Annotated in this window: 15 protein-coding genes; 13 read left to right on the top strand and 2 right to left on the bottom strand. The window is 61.6% G+C overall.

Annotated elements, in window-relative coordinates:
* The first annotated feature begins 59 nt into the window (after window positions 1-59).
* The 10 genes from LK440_RS11640 (at window position 60) to LK440_RS11595 (ending at window position 9,638) form a co-directional block, all read left to right on the top strand.
* Window positions 60-701, top strand: coding sequence for a peroxiredoxin (locus tag LK440_RS11640; RefSeq protein ID WP_005012465.1), 642 nt, complete (start codon window positions 60-62; stop codon window positions 699-701).
* Window positions 702-887: 186 nt separating this feature from the next.
* Complete coding sequence (locus LK440_RS11635; protein WP_005012468.1) at window positions 888-1,913, top strand: sulfate ABC transporter substrate-binding protein; 1,026 nt, start codon at window positions 888-890, stop codon at window positions 1,911-1,913.
* 15 nt (window positions 1,914-1,928) lie between these two features.
* Window positions 1,929-2,807 (top strand): sulfate ABC transporter permease subunit CysT, encoded by an 879-nt coding sequence (gene cysT / locus LK440_RS11630; protein ID WP_005012473.1) that lies wholly within the window; start codon window positions 1,929-1,931, stop codon window positions 2,805-2,807.
* The gene (gene cysW, locus LK440_RS11625; protein ID WP_005012475.1) at window positions 2,804-3,688 is read left to right on the top strand and encodes a sulfate ABC transporter permease subunit CysW; all 885 of its coding nucleotides are present in this window, start codon (window positions 2,804-2,806) and stop codon (window positions 3,686-3,688) included. The genes cysT and cysW overlap by 4 nt, the downstream gene beginning before the upstream one ends.
* Window positions 3,689-3,700: 12 nt before the next feature.
* Window positions 3,701-4,765 carry a sulfate/molybdate ABC transporter ATP-binding protein gene (locus LK440_RS11620; protein ID WP_005012478.1) on the top strand — a complete coding sequence of 355 codons (1,065 nt, stop codon included), beginning with the start codon at window positions 3,701-3,703 and terminating at the stop codon, window positions 4,763-4,765.
* Window positions 4,762-5,490 carry a phosphoadenylyl-sulfate reductase gene (locus LK440_RS11615; RefSeq protein ID WP_005012482.1) on the top strand — a complete coding sequence of 243 codons (729 nt, stop codon included), beginning with the start codon at window positions 4,762-4,764 and terminating at the stop codon, window positions 5,488-5,490. Before LK440_RS11620 ends, LK440_RS11615 begins: the two co-directional genes overlap by 4 nt.
* A 13-nt stretch (window positions 5,491-5,503) precedes the next feature.
* Window positions 5,504-6,412 (top strand): sulfate adenylyltransferase subunit CysD, encoded by a 909-nt coding sequence (gene cysD / locus LK440_RS11610; RefSeq protein ID WP_005012483.1) that lies wholly within the window; start codon window positions 5,504-5,506, stop codon window positions 6,410-6,412.
* A gap of 13 nt (window positions 6,413-6,425) precedes the next feature.
* The gene (locus LK440_RS11605; RefSeq protein ID WP_005012484.1) at window positions 6,426-7,733 is read left to right on the top strand and encodes a sulfate adenylyltransferase subunit 1; all 1,308 of its coding nucleotides are present in this window, start codon (window positions 6,426-6,428) and stop codon (window positions 7,731-7,733) included.
* 180 nt (window positions 7,734-7,913) lie between these two features.
* On the top strand, window positions 7,914-9,257 hold the full coding sequence (locus LK440_RS11600; protein WP_025341360.1) for a PA0069 family radical SAM protein: 1,344 nt from the start codon (window positions 7,914-7,916) through the stop codon (window positions 9,255-9,257).
* Window positions 9,258-9,338: 81 nt separating this feature from the next.
* Window positions 9,339-9,638, top strand: a complete 300-nt coding sequence (locus tag LK440_RS11595) for a hypothetical protein (RefSeq protein WP_131285626.1) — start codon at window positions 9,339-9,341, stop codon at window positions 9,636-9,638.
* 40 nt (window positions 9,639-9,678) lie between these two features.
* Here LK440_RS11595 and LK440_RS11590 read toward each other — a convergent pair whose 3' ends face one another.
* On the bottom strand, window positions 9,679-10,551 hold the full coding sequence (locus LK440_RS11590; RefSeq protein ID WP_005012491.1) for a DMT family transporter: 873 nt from the start codon (window positions 10,549-10,551) through the stop codon (window positions 9,679-9,681).
* A gap of 272 nt (window positions 10,552-10,823) precedes the next feature.
* Between LK440_RS11590 and rplS the strand changes: the two genes are divergently transcribed.
* From rplS to LK440_RS11575, 3 genes are all read left to right on the top strand, one after another.
* Entirely contained in the window at window positions 10,824-11,204 is a 381-nt protein-coding gene (rplS, locus tag LK440_RS11585; RefSeq protein ID WP_005012493.1) for a 50S ribosomal protein L19, read from the top strand.
* A 191-nt stretch (window positions 11,205-11,395) separates the two neighbouring features.
* Window positions 11,396-12,616 (top strand): ISL3 family transposase, encoded by a 1,221-nt coding sequence (locus tag LK440_RS11580; RefSeq protein WP_005011985.1) that lies wholly within the window; start codon window positions 11,396-11,398, stop codon window positions 12,614-12,616.
* A 124-nt stretch (window positions 12,617-12,740) separates the two neighbouring features.
* Window positions 12,741-13,475, top strand: a complete 735-nt coding sequence (locus LK440_RS11575; RefSeq protein WP_025341361.1) for a CoA pyrophosphatase — start codon at window positions 12,741-12,743, stop codon at window positions 13,473-13,475.
* On the opposite strand, the gene otnI is transcribed toward LK440_RS11575, so the two are convergent.
* Window positions 13,464-14,261, bottom strand: a complete 798-nt coding sequence (gene otnI, locus LK440_RS11570) for a 2-oxo-tetronate isomerase (protein WP_005012495.1) — start codon at window positions 14,259-14,261, stop codon at window positions 13,464-13,466. The two genes, LK440_RS11575 and otnI, sit on opposite strands and share 12 nt — an antisense overlap.
* Between the last annotated feature and the right edge of the window lie 102 nt (window positions 14,262-14,363).

The raw sequence follows: 14,363 nt of genomic DNA, 5'->3' as shown, positions 1-14,363 counted from the left end.
CCCTCCGTGGGTTTGATGACAAAATCATATTGCCGGCAACCTCAAGCAGGAGATTTTCCATGGCACACCTTCGTCTGGGCGATACCGCGCCCGACTTCGAACAGAAATCGTCCATAGGCACACTGCGCCTGTATGACTACCTCGGTGACAATTGGGGCGTGTTGTTTTCGCATCCCGCCGATTTCACGCCGGTTTGCACCACCGAACTGGGTTACACCGCCAAGTTGGCTGATGAATTCGCCAAGCGTGGCGTGAAGGTGCTGGCCCTGTCCGTCGATGGTGAAGAGTCCCACAGCAAGTGGATCGATGACATCAACGATACGCAATCGACCCGGGTCAATTTCCCCATCCTGGCCGATGAGGATCGCAAGGTCTCCGAGCTCTACGACATGATTCATCCGAACGCCAACGCCACGCTGACCGTGCGCTCGGTGTTCATCATCGATCCGGCCAAGAAGATCCGCCTCATCATTACCTATCCGGCCAGCACGGGGCGCAATTTCAATGAAATCCTGCGCGTGATCGATTCCCTGCAATTGACTGACAGCCACAGCGTGGCCACACCGGTCAATTGGCAGGATGGTGACGACGTGATCATCGTGCCTTCCCTGAAGGACGAGGCCGTCATCAAGGAAAAATTCCCCAAAGGCTATAAGGCCGTGCGTCCCTATCTGCGCATTACCCCCCAGCCTAATAAGTAAAAGCATTGCAGTGACCTCTGCGGGCCGCCTTCGGGCGGCCCGTTTGCTTGGTGCGGCCTCGTGCATCAGGCCCCGATAGGGCTATATCGCTTCTAACGATGAGTAATCAAAAAATGATTCGTTCCTTTCAGTTGGTTGGGCTTACACACTGCAGGCATTGCCCCTCGAACAAGAAAGGAAACGAACATGCCCTCCCGTACCGCAGGATTCTGGACCGCCGCCATTACGTTGGCAGCCACGTTTACGCTAGGCCTACCTCAGGCCATGGCGCAGAGCAAGCAGACGCTGCTCAACGTTTCCTATGACCCGACGCGCGAGCTGTATCGTGCCGTCGATGACGCCTTCATAAAGGATTACAAGGCCAAAGCAGGCGTGGATTTGACCATTCGCCAGTCGCATGGTGGTTCGGGGCGCCAGGCGCGTTCGGTGATCGACGGACTGGATGCCGACGTCGTCACCCTGGCCCTGGCCTATGACATTGACGCCGTTGCCGATCGCGGTCTCTTGCCGCAAGACTGGCAGAAGCGTCTGCCGCAAAACAGCTCGCCCTATACCTCGACCATCGTCTTCCTGGTGCGCAAGGGCAACCCTAAGCAGATCGCCGACTGGGATGATCTGCTCAAACCAGGTGTCCAGGTGATCACGCCCAATCCGAAGACCTCCGGCGGCGCACGTTGGAACTACCTGGCTGCCTGGGCCTATGCCCTGAAGAAACCCGGCGGCAGCGAAGCCAGTGCGCGCCAGTTCGTGGGCGACCTGCTCAAGCATGTGCCGGTGCTGGATACGGGCGCTCGTGGCGCCACCACGACTTTCGTCGAGCGCGGCGTGGGCGATGTGCTGCTGGCTTGGGAAAACGAAGCCTTCCTGGCACAGGAAGAATTGGGTCCGGACAAGTTCGACATCGTCGTGCCTTCGTTGTCCATCCTGGCCGAGCCGCCCGTGGCCGTCGTGGATAAGGTCGTCGACAAAAAGGGCACTCGTCAGGCAGCCCAGGCCTACCTGGAATTCCTGTACACGCCCCAGGCGCAGGAAATCATCGCCAAGAACTATTACCGGCCGATCGACAAGACGGTGGCCGCCAAGTACGAAAACCGTTTTCCCAAACTCAACCTGGTCACGATAGATGACCCCATCTTCGGTGGCTGGCGCAAGGCGCAGAAAGACCACTTCAGTGATGGCGGCAGCTTTGATCAGGTTTATCAACCCAAGTAAGGAAACGGGTTCGCGATGAGTGCCATTGTTCATCCGGCGGCGGGCGTGGGCGCCCGCCCTGTCCGCAAAAGCCCCGGCGTGCTGCCGGGTTTTGGCATTTCCATGGGTTATGCAGTGTTCTACCTGAGTGTGCTGGTGCTCATCCCGCTGGCTACCTTGCCCATCAAGAGTGCGCATCTGGGTTGGGCGGGATTTTGGGATACGGTCACCGCGCCTAGGGTGCTGGCCTCATACCGGCTGACTTTTGGCGCGGCCTTCGTCGCGGCGCTGGTCAATCTGGTTTTTGGCACCATCGTGGCCTGGATACTGGTGCGTTATCGCTTTCCCGGCAAGCGCATCGTCGATGCGCTGGTGGATCTGCCTTTCGCCTTGCCGACTGCGGTCGCGGGCATCGCCCTGACGGTGATCTATTCCTCCAACGGTTGGCTGGGCGCGCCGCTGGAGCGTTGGTTGGGCTTGAAAGTGGCCTTTACGCCTTTGGGGATCGTGGTGGCGCTCATCTTCATCGGCGTGCCGTTCGTGGTGCGCACCGTGCAGCCTGTCCTCGAAGATATCGAACGCGAGATCGAGGAGGCCGCTGCCAGCCTTGGCGCCGGGCGCTGGCAGACCATCCGGAGAGTGCTGGTGCCGGCGTTGACCCCTGCGCTTTTGACCGGTTTTGCGCTGGCCTTCGCGCGGGCCGTCGGCGAGTACGGCTCGGTGATTTTTATCGCAGGCAATATGCCCATGGTGTCGGAAATCACGCCCTTGCTGATCATCGTCAAGCTGGAGCAGTTTGATTATGCGGGCGCAGCGGCCATCGCCAGCGTCTTGTTGGGGGTGTCCTTCTTGCTCTTGCTCATCATCAACCTGCTGCAAGGCTGGCAGGCGCGCAGCGGAGGCAGGCTGGCATGAGACCTGATCACTTGACCGAGCCGCGATGGGTGCGAGGCATTTTGCTGTTTCTCGGCTTGGCGTTTCTGACGTTGTTTCTGTTCGTGCCGCTGGCAGCCGTGTTCACGGAGGCCTTCCGCAAGGGCTGGCAGACGTATCTGGCGGCCATCACCGAGCCGGATGCCTTGTCGGCCATCAGTCTGACATTGTGGGTGGCTGCGATTTCGCTGCCGTTGAACCTGGTGTTCGGTGTGGCGGCAGCGTGGGCAATCACGAAGTTCCAGTTCCGCGGCAAGCAGTTCCTGATCACGCTCATCGATCTTCCGTTTTCGGTTTCACCCGTGGTGGCCGGGCTGATCTTTGTTCTGCTGTTCGGGTCGCAGGGCTGGTTCGGGCCGTGGTTGCAGGACCACGATCTGAAGATTGTCTACGCCGTGCCGGGGGTCATTCTGGCAACGTTGTTCGTCACCTTTCCGTTCGTGGCGCGTGAGCTGATTCCGCTGATGCAGGCGCAAGGCAGCGAAGAAGAGCAGGCGGCGCTGACTCTGGGCGCGACGGGGTGGCAGATTTTCTGGCGCATCACGCTGCCCAACATCAAGTGGGGCCTGCTGTATGGGGCCATCCTGGCCAATGCGCGCGCCATGGGTGAGTTTGGTGCGGTGTCGGTCGTCTCCGGACAGGTTCGGGGCCTGACCAACACCATGACTCTGCATGTGGAGATCCTCTACAACGAGTACCAGTTCTCGGCTGCCTTTGCGGTGGCCTCGTTGCTGGCATTGCTGGCCCTGGTGACGCTGGTGGCCAAGAATTTCATCGAGTGGCGAAACCAACGCCTGTTGGCTCAAGGCGAGCAGCCGCTGGAAGCCTCGCCGCTGGCGGTGCAGCAGCCGCAAGCCGTCTGATCGGGGGAAAACATGAGTATCGAAGTCAAGAACTTGTCCAAGCGCTTCAATGATTTTCGGGCGCTGGATAACGTGTCACTGCATATCGAGACTGGAGAACTGGTTGCGTTGTTGGGGCCCTCGGGCTGCGGCAAGACCACGTTGCTGCGCATCATCGCTGGATTGGAGAGCGCCGACAGCGGCAGCGTTCTGTTCTCGGGTGAGGACGCCACGGCGGTCGATGTTCGACAGCGGCAAGTAGGTTTCGTGTTTCAGCATTACGCCTTGTTCAAGCATATGACGGTCTTTGAGAACGTTGCCTTTGGCCTGCGGGTCAAGCATCGCTCGCAGCGCCCCTCCGAGGCGCAGATCCGTGTCAAGGTCCGTGAACTGTTGCAACTGGTGCAACTGGATTGGCTGGCGGACCGCTATCCCGCTCAGTTGTCCGGCGGCCAGCGTCAGCGTATCGCGTTGGCTCGCGCGCTGGCCGTCGAGCCACGCGTGCTGCTGCTCGATGAGCCCTTCGGAGCACTGGACGCCAAAGTGCGCAAAGAGTTGCGCCGATGGTTGCGCCGCCTGCACGATGAGCTGCACGTGGCCAGCGTCTTTGTCACGCATGATCAGGAAGAGGCGCTGGAGGTTTCTGATCGTGTGGTGCTGATGAATGCCGGTCGAATCGAACAGATCGGTAGCCCGCGCGAGGTCTGGGAGGCGCCGGCCACGCCTTTTGTGTATGGCTTTCTGGGCGACGTGAACCAACTGGCGGGCCAGGCCAGCGAGGGCATCTGGCGTCATGCCGATCTGGCGTTGCCGGCGCCCGGGTTGGATCAGCCCGGTTTGCTGGCAGCGACGGCCTATGTGCGGCCGCACGAGATCGACGTGGTGCGCTATGCGCCGCAGGCGCCGGGCATCCCTGTGCGCTTGGCGCATGCCTATCTCGCTGGCCCCAGTGCCTATCTGGAGCTGACGCGCGAGGATGCCGCCACCGCGATCGAAGCCGAAGTGCCGGAACACGTATTTCGCGAACTCAACTTGAAGGAGGGCGATGCCCTGCTGGCTCGTCCACGCCGCGCCAGGGTATTTGCCACACAACCATGAGCCATTCTGCTCTTAACTCCGAGACGGCAGCGTGCTGGGAGACTCTCAAGGCCACGCTGGCCGACATTGCGCGCCGGCATCCCGACGCCGCCTTGGCTTGCTCGCTGGCCGCCGAGGACATGATCTTGATCCATGCCATCGAGCAGAACCTGCTGCCGCTGGAGATATTCACGCTGGATACCGGCCGGCTGCATCCGCAGACGCTGGGCATGCTGGAGACGGTGCGCCAGCGCTATGGGCGTGATATCACCGTCATGCATCCCCAGGAGCAAGCGGTCAGTGAACACGTGTCCGAGCATGGCGCCTTCGCCTTTTATGAAAGCGTGGAGTTGCGTAAAGCCTGTTGCCAGATCCGCAAGGTGGAACCACTGTCTCGGGCGTTGGCCGGGCGTAGCGCCTGGATCACCGGACAGCGCCGGTCTCAGGCCATCACGCGCGGGGAGTTGCCCGCCGAGGAGCCGGATCCCGTGTTCGGACTGTATAAGTTCAACCCCCTGGCCGACTGGAGCGAGGACGAGGTCTGGGCGGTCATCCGCGCGCTGGATATCCCCTACAACCCGCTGCATGACCAGGGCTACCCCTCTATCGGTTGCGATCCCTGTACGCGTGCGATTCGCCCCGGAGAGGATCTGCGCGCCGGCCGCTGGTGGTGGGAGAGTTCGGATTCCAAAGAGTGCGGTTTGCATGAGGGCAACCGCCGCCACATTCCGATAGCTGTGAATTGAGAAAGGAAACATCATGTCTTTAGTTGCCCAACGCAGCCATCTCGATTGGCTGGAATCTGAGGCTATTTTTATTTTGCGTGAAGTGGCTGCCGAATGCGCCAAGCCCGTACTGCTGTTTTCCGGTGGCAAGGACTCCGTGGTGCTGCTGCGCCTGGCGGAGAAAGCCTTCCGGCCGGGGCGCTTTCCGTTTCCCCTGATGCATATCGACACCGGGCACAATTTCGAGGAAGTCATCGCCTTTCGCGATGAGCGCGCCGGGCAGTTGGGCGAGCAGTTGATCGTGCGTCGTGTCGAGGACTCCATCGCGCGCGGCAGTGTGGTGCTGCGCCGCGAAACAGACTCGCGCAATGCGGCTCAGGCCGTCACGCTGCTTGAGGCCATCGAGGAGTTGGGGTTTGATGCCTGCATCGGCGGGGCGCGGCGTGATGAGGAGAAAGCGCGCGCCAAGGAGCGCATCTTCTCGTTCAGGGACGAGTTCGGTCAGTGGGATCCCAAGGCCCAGCGTCCCGAGCTCTGGAACCTCTTCAACACGCGGGTGCATCCGGGCGAGAACATGCGGGTCTTTCCCATCTCGAACTGGACCGAACTCGACGTCTGGCAGTACATCCATCGCGAGAACCTGGCATTGCCATCGATTTATTACAGCCATCGACGCGAGGTGGTGCGGCGCCGCGGACTGTTGGTGCCGGTCACGCGGCTGACGCAGCCGGCCGAAGGCGAAAGCATCGAAACGCTGGACGTGCGCTTTCGCACCGTCGGTGACATTTCCTGCACCTGCCCGGTGGCTTCCGAGGCGGCAGATCCGCTGGCCATCATCGCCGAGACGGCCGTGACCGACATCACAGAGCGCGGCGCAACCCGCATGGACGATCAGACTTCCGAAGCGTCGATGGAACGACGCAAGCGCGAAGGCTATTTCTGAACCGGAAGACATCATGAATGCAATCAACGATTCTTTTCTGTCGGGCGCCGATCGCGGCGTGCTGCGCCTGATCACTGCTGGATCGGTGGACGACGGCAAATCCACCCTGATCGGCCGCCTGCTTTTTGACAGCAAGGGTGTGTTCGCCGACCAGATCGACGCGATTTCGCGTGCCAAGCATAAACGCGTGGCCGGCGACGGTATCGATCTGTCCTTGCTGACCGATGGCCTGGAGGCCGAGCGCGAGCAGGGCATCACCATCGACGTGGCTTATCGCTACTTCGCCACGCCGTCACGGAAGTTCATCGTGGCCGATGCGCCCGGACATGAGCAGTACACGCGCAATATGGTGACGGGCGCCTCCACCGCCGACGCGGCCATCATTCTGATCGATGCCACCCGCGCGGCCGACGGCAAACTGCTGCCTCAGACCAAGCGGCGCAGCACCATTGCACGCCTGCTGGGTATTCGCCACATCGTGGTGGCTGTCAATAAGATGGATCTCGTGGACTGGGATCCAGCTGTGTTCGAGCGCATCTCAGCGGCCTACGCTGAGTTGGCGGGCAAGCTGGATTTGCCGCACTTTCATATCCTGCCGCTGTCGGCGCTCAATGGCGACAACGTGGTGCACCCGTCGAGCCGCACACCCTGGTACGAAGGGCCGCCGCTGTTGATCTTGCTGGAGAGCCTGGAGCAGGGTGCCGACGGTTCGGTCTTGCCGCTGCGCTTTCCGGTGCAGTGGGTCATGCGGCATGACGGCGATCGAGCCGACGATTTTCGCGGCTATGCTGGCCGCGTGGCCAGCGGCACGCTGGCCGTTGGCGATGAGATCCTGGTGCAACCTTCGGGTGTGGCGGCGCGCGTGGCCGCGTTGCGGGTGTTCGACCGCAACGTGGCCGAAGCCGTCAGCGGCGACTCAGTGACCGTCATACTCGATCGGGATGTGGACGTGTCGCGCGGCGACATCATCACCCATGCTGCCGCACCGGCGAGCGTGACGCGGGAGTTCGACGCCGAAGTCTGCTGGCTCGACAACCATCCCTTGAATTCGGCGCGCAAGTATCTGCTCAAGCAAGGCACGCGCCTGACGTCGGCCAAGATACGCGGCGTGCTCACGCGGCGCGATATCCATGAACTGCAGGAGGTCGATGACGCACAGGGCAAACTGGACATGAACGATATCGGCCGTGTGTCGTTTGTTACGCGCGAGTCGCTGGCCGTCGATGACTACCGGGATGTGCCGGGTACCGGGGCCTTCATCCTGATCGACGCCGCCACGCATCAGACGGCTGCAGCCGGGATGATTCTGCGCCGCGGGTGAAGCGCCCGGGCGGCCTGTTGTTTTTTGTCCAAACCCTTTCCTGCAGCGGCTTTCCAGGCGTTTTCCAGTACGTGAAATGAATTCCGTGCACGCCTGGCGGCAGTTGGGGTACAGTCGTCTCGTGGTTCTTGCGAGGACGTAGGGCTTGTCAAAAGTACTGTGTTTTTGTACAGTACATCCATGATGAGCACCGAACATTCGCTTTCCGCCGGTTATGGGTCCCCGGCTGCCGCCCCCGCCGCCTCGCGCGGTCGGGGTGCGGTTACTAATGTTCGCCACCGCTTCGAGCAGGTCGAGCGCGAGGCCTTCGATGACGGCTGGTTTGGCGGCGATGATTCGCCCGCAGCCTTCGATGCGTCCCTGGACGAGATCCAGGATGAACCCAAGCGCCCACCCCGCTCCGAACCCGCAGAGGCCGAGGCACTCGGTGTCACGGAGATGGCTCCGGAACCGGGCAGGCCATCCGCAGCGGTGGGCCTGCCGCAGTCTGCGACGCAACATTTCATCCCGGTAGTGGCCGTGCCGCGCACCACGGTGCGGCCGGAGCAGGCGCGCAAGCTCCTGTCACGCAACGATTCTCCGGACATTCCGTTTGATGTGGCGGTCAATCCTTACCGCGGCTGTGAGCACGGCTGCGTCTACTGCTATGCCAGGCCTACACATGCCTACCTGGGCTATTCGCCCGGCCTGGACTTCGAAACCCGGCTGGTCGCCAAAGCCAACGCCGTCCAGGCATTGCGTGCCGAGCTGGCGCGCCCCAGTTACAAGGTGTCGCCGATCAATATCGGCTCGGCAACGGATGTCTATCAACCCATCGAACGCACCTGGCGCTTGACCCGTGGCCTGCTTGAACTCATGGTCGAGACCCGTCACCCCCTGACGCTGGTCACCAAAAACTCTCTGGTCGAACGCGACCTCGATCTGCTGACCACGTTGGCGCGCGATCGACTGGTGACGGTTTTCATCAGCATCACCACGTTGGACGCCGACATGGCCCGCACCCTGGAACCACGTGCGTCTGCTCCCTGGCGCCGCATCGAGACCGTGCGCAAGCTGGCCGAGGCCGGTATCCCGGTGGGCGTGCTGGTTGCGCCGGTGATTCCCTTCATCAATGACGAGTCCATGGAGCAGATTCTGGAGGCGGCATCGGCAGCCGGCGCCTGCTCGGCCAGCTATACCGTGGTGCGTCTGCCCTGGGAGGTGAAGGACGTTTTCGAAACCTGGCTGCACACGCACTTTCCCGATCGTGCTCAGCGTGTTTTGCACCGTATCGAAGACATGCGAGAGGGCAAGCGCAATGACAGCAGTTTTGATACGCGCATGCGCGGCACGGGAATCTGGGCGGATTTGCTGCGGCAGCGCTTTGAGCTGGCGGTGCGCAATCTGGGTCTGGGCAGGCTGCGACCCGAACTGGCGCTCGACCACTTTGTGCCACCCGTTATCGCTGCGACAGTGCGTCGTGGACGGGGCAGCGCCAGCGACGCCGCGCGTGAGGCGGGTCAGATGGCGTTATTCGAAGATTGATCCAAGGCAGTTTCTTAAACATGTCCATGGTCGGACACCCCACGCCGGGCAGGGCCTGGCAGGCGCACTAGGAGAGTCATCATGACGACGGTTACCCTTCCCGCAGATGCATTGCTTGCTCATCGCCCGGCAGCACCTCGCCCACGGCCCCTATCCCGACCCGTTTCCGGAACCTCTCCGGCGCGTGCTCCGGCATGGCCATTTCAGGCGCCGGCCCAGCCCGCTGCCGCACCGGATGATGTGGCGTCCCAGGCCGACGCCGAACACGACCTTCAGACCAAAGCGCTGCGTCGCCGTATGGCCTGGGATGTGGTCATGGTGTTGTCCTGGGGGGCAGCGATTCCCGGGCTGATGTGGCTGGGTGCGGCGTTCGGTTTCTGAGCGTCGCTCAGGCGACCGCACGCCGGCCGTAGTGCAGATCTCAGCTTGACCCCAACAGGACGACCCCGAGCAAAATGGCGCCGCATCCCGCCAGCCGTCCCGGGCCGACTTTTTCGCGCAGCAAAAACATTCCGGCCAATGTGCCCAGCATCATGGACATTTCGCGTGCAGGTGCGACCAGGCTCAACGGGGCTCCCATTCTCAGGGCGTAGAGCACCAGGATGTAGCCCAGCGGCGATAGCAGCCCTACGGCCAAGGCCAGATGCCAATAGCCGCGCATGGCAGGAAAGTACTGTGTTCGCCGCTTGAACACATGCGGTGTCATCATCGCGGTCCGTGTCACGCAGGTAAACCAGTCAAACAGCACAGGCATGATGAGCAGGTTTTTGACCCCGTAGGCATCCACCACGGTGTAGGCTGCGATGAACAGGCCAATCAATACGCCCCAGCGCACTCCGATCCAGGCCTGCGGCGTATGAAACATGCTCAGGCGTCCTTGTGTGGCGATCAACAGCACCCCACCTACTACGCAGAGCATCCCGGCAATCCCCGTAGCGGTGGCCGGTTCTGCCAGAAGCGTAAAAGCCCCGATGGTCGACAGCAGAGGCCCCGTACCCCTTGCTATGGGATAGACCACCGACAGATCCGCCACCTGATAGCCGCGCTGCAAACAGAGGCTGTAGCCCAGATGCAACAGGGACGACGCCAGAATACAGACAAGAACAGGCCAACTCCATTGCATGCCTTCGTGTGCCAGCACCCAGATAACCCAGGGGGCGTAGAGCAGGCTGGCGGCCAGGCCATAGGCAAAGACAAAGACCGGGCCGACCATGGCTGCCCGTTTGGCGAGCAGATTCCAGGTCGCGTGGGCCATGGCGGCCAGCACAACCAGAACAAGGGACGCATAAGTCATGGAGGGTCCGTTGCCGGCAAAGGCAAAAGGGTACCCGAATCGGGGGCAGGTTGCGGTTGGTGGGGTGGTCAAAAAAAGAGCAATAAGGTAGAATCTTGGGTTTGCCAAATCATCCTCTGCTTGCAGCATACGAAAAATGCGCAATGCCTGGGCCTTGGTGCGGGGCACCTCTTTGAGAAGCGGTGTGTTTGCCCAAAAAGGCTCACGCTTTTTGCATCGATATCCTTTCCCGGCAAAAAACGCTGCAATGACAAGATGAATCCGGAGTTCTCATGAACCTTATCGCTCTCCTTGAGCAGGAAGAAATCAAGCGCCTGACCGGCGACAAGCCCGTGACCGAGTTCGCCCCTGGCGACACCGTGATCGTGAGCGTGAACGTGGTCGAAGGTACCCGTAAGCGTGTCCAGGCCTTTGAAGGCGTGGTCATTGCCAAGCGCAACCGTGGCCTGAATTCTTCCTTCATCGTCCGCAAGATCTCGTCGGGTGAAGCCGTGGAACGTACGTTCCAGCTCTACTCGCCGCAAATCGCCGGCATTGAAGTCAAGCGCCGTGGTGACGTGCGCCGTGCCAAGCTCTACTACCTGCGCAATCGCTCGGGCAAGTCGGCTCGTATCAAGGAAAAGCTGGTCAGCAAGCAAGTCGCTCAAGGTTAATTCCTGGCTTGCAAGTTGCCCGGTGTCCGCTCAGCACTGCATTGGCCTCGCGCCAGTGCGTGCCGGGCGGTATTCCGAGCTGAAAAGGCACCTGAAAAGGTGCTTTTTTTGGTTCATCGCGGAATAGCGTGGAGCCGTGCTTGATTGCCGTTACGCTTGATCCTTGATTTTCAAGGATCAAGGCCGGGATCATGCTGGACCGCAAGACGATCGAGAGGTTGGGTGGGTGGGAAGGTTATCGGGTGGAGCGGGTCGTGTGGCCTGAAGGTGAGAGCCGGACGGTCACGATTTACCTGAAGCCTTCAGCGCGAACGATGCACTGCGAGCACTGCGGCAACCGATGTCGGCAGGTGCATGAGACGACCACGCGCCGGGTGCGGGATCTGCCGCTAATGGCGCTGCGAGTGACGCTGGTAGTGCCGCGTCGGCGGGTCTGGTGCGAGCAGTGCGGTGGACCGCATCTGGAGAGGCTGAGCTGGCTGGGCCGTTACCAGCGAGTGACCGACCGGCTGGCCGAGGCGGTCAGCCAGTTGCTTGAGTCCAGCAACATTCTGGCCGTGGCGCGCTTCTTCCAACTGGGTTGGCACACGGTCAAGGCGCTGGACAAGGCCCTGCTGCGACGGGCGATCCAAGAGCCGGACTGGAGTCAGATCCACTACCTAGCGATGGACGAGTTCGCTCTACACAAGGGCCATCGTTATGCCACGGTCGTTGTCGATCCGATCCGCCGTCAGGTGCTATGGATCGGTGATGGCCGCTCGCGCGAGACGGCCAGAGCCTTCTTCGAACAACTGCCAACTGGGGTTGCCCAGCAGATCCGGGCCGTAGCGATCGACATGACGACGGCCTATGAGCTGGAGATCCAGGCCAACTGCCCCAACGCCGAGATCGTCTACGACCTGTTCCACGTCGTGGCCAAGTACGGCCGTGAAGTGATAGACCGGGTGCGTGTAGACCAAGCGAACCAGTTGCGGCACGACAAGCCGGCCCGCCGGGTGATCAAGTCCAGTCGCTGGCTACTGCTGCGCAATCGCAAAAACCTCGATCCGTGCCAATCGGTAAAGTTGGACGAGTTGCTCCAGGCCAACCAGCCCTTGCTCACCGCTTATCTGATGCGCGATGAGCTCAAACAGCTGTGGTTCTACCAACACCCCGGCTACGCCCGCCAGGCATGGGATCACTGGCTGCAACAGGCTCAGGGCAGCGGCATCGCCGCCTTGGCTCACTTCGCGCTCAAGCTAAAAGCCTATCTGCACGGGATTCTGTCTCGCTGTCGCCACCGGCTCAACACCAGCATCGTCGAGGGCATCAACAACACCATCAAAGTCATCAAGCGCCGCGCCTACGGCTACCGCGATCAGGAGTACTTCTTCCTCAAGATCCGGTCTGCATTCCCCGGTATTCCTCGATGAACCTTTTTTTTCGCCTTGCAATGCCCGCGTATGACGGGCTCACACTGCCGGTGGCAGGTGCGCCGTCGTGCAGCCGGGTGTGTTTCTCGCCAGCCTTGTCTTTGTTTGTGGCAACCTTTGCTTCATGACTGACTTATCGCTTCCACGCGTACGCCGGCCTATCGTGCGGCCCAACTTCGACCCAAAAGAGCAACCCTGGCAGGTCGCTAACAGCGGGCTGCTGCGCGTCAGCCCGGAGTTGCTCACGCCTGACGCGCTGCGTGGTTCGTTGCGACCGGCCAGGCAATGGACGCTGGACCCGTTGGGTATGGAAAAAGAGCGTTATCCCGGGCGAGAGGGCCCGCCCGTGCTTGCCGCCGTACTGATACCCATGGTGATGCGACCGCAGGGGGTCAGCGTGATGCTGACCCAGCGCGCGGCGCATCTGCACGACCATGCCGGACAGATCAGTTTTCCGGGAGGCAGGGTGGAGCTCGCCGACCTCACCCCAGTGGCGACGGCCTTGCGCGAGGCGCACGAAGAGACCGGGCTGCCTCAGGACAGGGTGGAGGTGCTCAACAGCATGCCGGAGTTTCTGACATCGACTGGGTTTTCCATTACGCCTGTCGTTTCGCTCGTGCGCCCGGATTTTGCGCCAGCCGCCGATGCGTTTGAAGTGGCAGATATTTTCGAAGTGCCCCTGGATTTTTTAATGGATCCGTCCAACCACCGCCTCTATGAGGCCCGGCTGCCAGACGGCAGGGTACGGCGTTACTACGCCATTCCGTGGGGCGAGCGCTTTATCTGGGGCGCGACGGCCGGCATGCTGCGCAATCTCTATACCAGCCTGGCGTCGCGCCCGAGCGTGTCAGTGGGTTGATGCGCGCCGCGCAGCGTGCAGCCATCCGAGCCCGGCGCGAGTGTCACCCGCGGGCCGGTATTCGCAACCCACCCAGCCCGGATAGGCGAGCTCGTCGAGCAGCTGGAACAGATAGGGATAGTTGAGTTCGCCTTGATCGGGCTCCTGGCGCAACGGCACGCCGGCGATCTGAACGTGTCCGACGCGACCCTGCGGGATGTAGTGGCGCAGACGCATGCTGACGTCGCCTTCGAGGATCTGGCAGTGATAGAGATCCATCTGGACTTTCACATTGGCGGCACCGGTGGCCAGGGCGACGGCATGAGCTTCGGCCTGATGATTGAGGTAGTAGCCCGGTATGTCGCGCGGATTGATGGGTTCTATCAGGATGTCGACATCGACCGCAGCGGCCAGGCGGGCCGCATAGGCCAGGTTATCGATATACGTCGCGCGTAACGCAGCGGGGTCGCTGCCGGTTGCCGGGCAGCCGGCCATGACGTGGACCCGGGGGCACATCAGCGACACCGCATACTCAAGGGCTTGTTCAACCGCGGCGCGGAAGTCTTCCTGGCGGCCGGGCAGGCAAGCCAGGCCGCGCTCGCCTCGGGCGGCGTCGCCAGCCGGGGCGTTGATGAGGATCAGTTCGAGATCGTGGCTTTGCAGCCGGTCACGCCATAGCGCGGTCGGATAGCCGTAGGGAGATTGCATTTCCACCCCCCGAAAACCATCTCGGGCGGCGGCACTGCAGCGGTCCAGCATTTCAATGTCTTGATAGAGCGTTGAAAGATTCGCGGCAAAACGCGGCATGTCTGCGTCCCATGACCAGGAAAACCCGCAGTGTATCGTGGCTGAGGCTGGCTGTAATGCAGGCCAGAAAGGCCGCCGCGGGCAAGCGCGGCGAGCTGGGCG

Origin of the sequence: Bordetella holmesii, from assembly GCF_020735985.1 — a bacterium.
GTDB classification, from domain to species: Bacteria; Pseudomonadota; Gammaproteobacteria; order Burkholderiales; family Burkholderiaceae_B; genus Bordetella; species Bordetella holmesii.
This window is presented reverse-complemented; position numbering and strand designations above follow the sequence as displayed.

Coding starts and splice junctions, on each gene's coding strand:
- LK440_RS11595 (WP_131285626.1), top strand. CDS start 9,339: ATGACGACGGTTACCCTTCCCGCAGATGCATTGCTTGCTCATCGCCCG.
- LK440_RS11620 (WP_005012478.1), top strand. CDS start 3,701: ATGAGTATCGAAGTCAAGAACTTGTCCAAGCGCTTCAATGATTTTCGG.
- cysD (WP_005012483.1), top strand. CDS start 5,504: ATGTCTTTAGTTGCCCAACGCAGCCATCTCGATTGGCTGGAATCTGAG.
- rplS (WP_005012493.1), top strand. CDS start 10,824: ATGAACCTTATCGCTCTCCTTGAGCAGGAAGAAATCAAGCGCCTGACC.
- LK440_RS11605 (WP_005012484.1), top strand. CDS start 6,426: ATGAATGCAATCAACGATTCTTTTCTGTCGGGCGCCGATCGCGGCGTG.
- LK440_RS11635 (WP_005012468.1), top strand. CDS start 888: ATGCCCTCCCGTACCGCAGGATTCTGGACCGCCGCCATTACGTTGGCA.
- LK440_RS11615 (WP_005012482.1), top strand. CDS start 4,762: ATGAGCCATTCTGCTCTTAACTCCGAGACGGCAGCGTGCTGGGAGACT.
- LK440_RS11590 (WP_005012491.1), bottom strand. CDS start 10,551: ATGACTTATGCGTCCCTTGTTCTGGTTGTGCTGGCCGCCATGGCCCAC.
- LK440_RS11640 (WP_005012465.1), top strand. CDS start 60: ATGGCACACCTTCGTCTGGGCGATACCGCGCCCGACTTCGAACAGAAA.
- LK440_RS11575 (WP_025341361.1), top strand. CDS start 12,741: ATGACTGACTTATCGCTTCCACGCGTACGCCGGCCTATCGTGCGGCCC.
- LK440_RS11600 (WP_025341360.1), top strand. CDS start 7,914: ATGATGAGCACCGAACATTCGCTTTCCGCCGGTTATGGGTCCCCGGCT.
- cysW (WP_005012475.1), top strand. CDS start 2,804: ATGAGACCTGATCACTTGACCGAGCCGCGATGGGTGCGAGGCATTTTG.
- otnI (WP_005012495.1), bottom strand. CDS start 14,261: ATGCCGCGTTTTGCCGCGAATCTTTCAACGCTCTATCAAGACATTGAA.
- cysT (WP_005012473.1), top strand. CDS start 1,929: ATGAGTGCCATTGTTCATCCGGCGGCGGGCGTGGGCGCCCGCCCTGTC.
- LK440_RS11580 (WP_005011985.1), top strand. CDS start 11,396: ATGCTGGACCGCAAGACGATCGAGAGGTTGGGTGGGTGGGAAGGTTAT.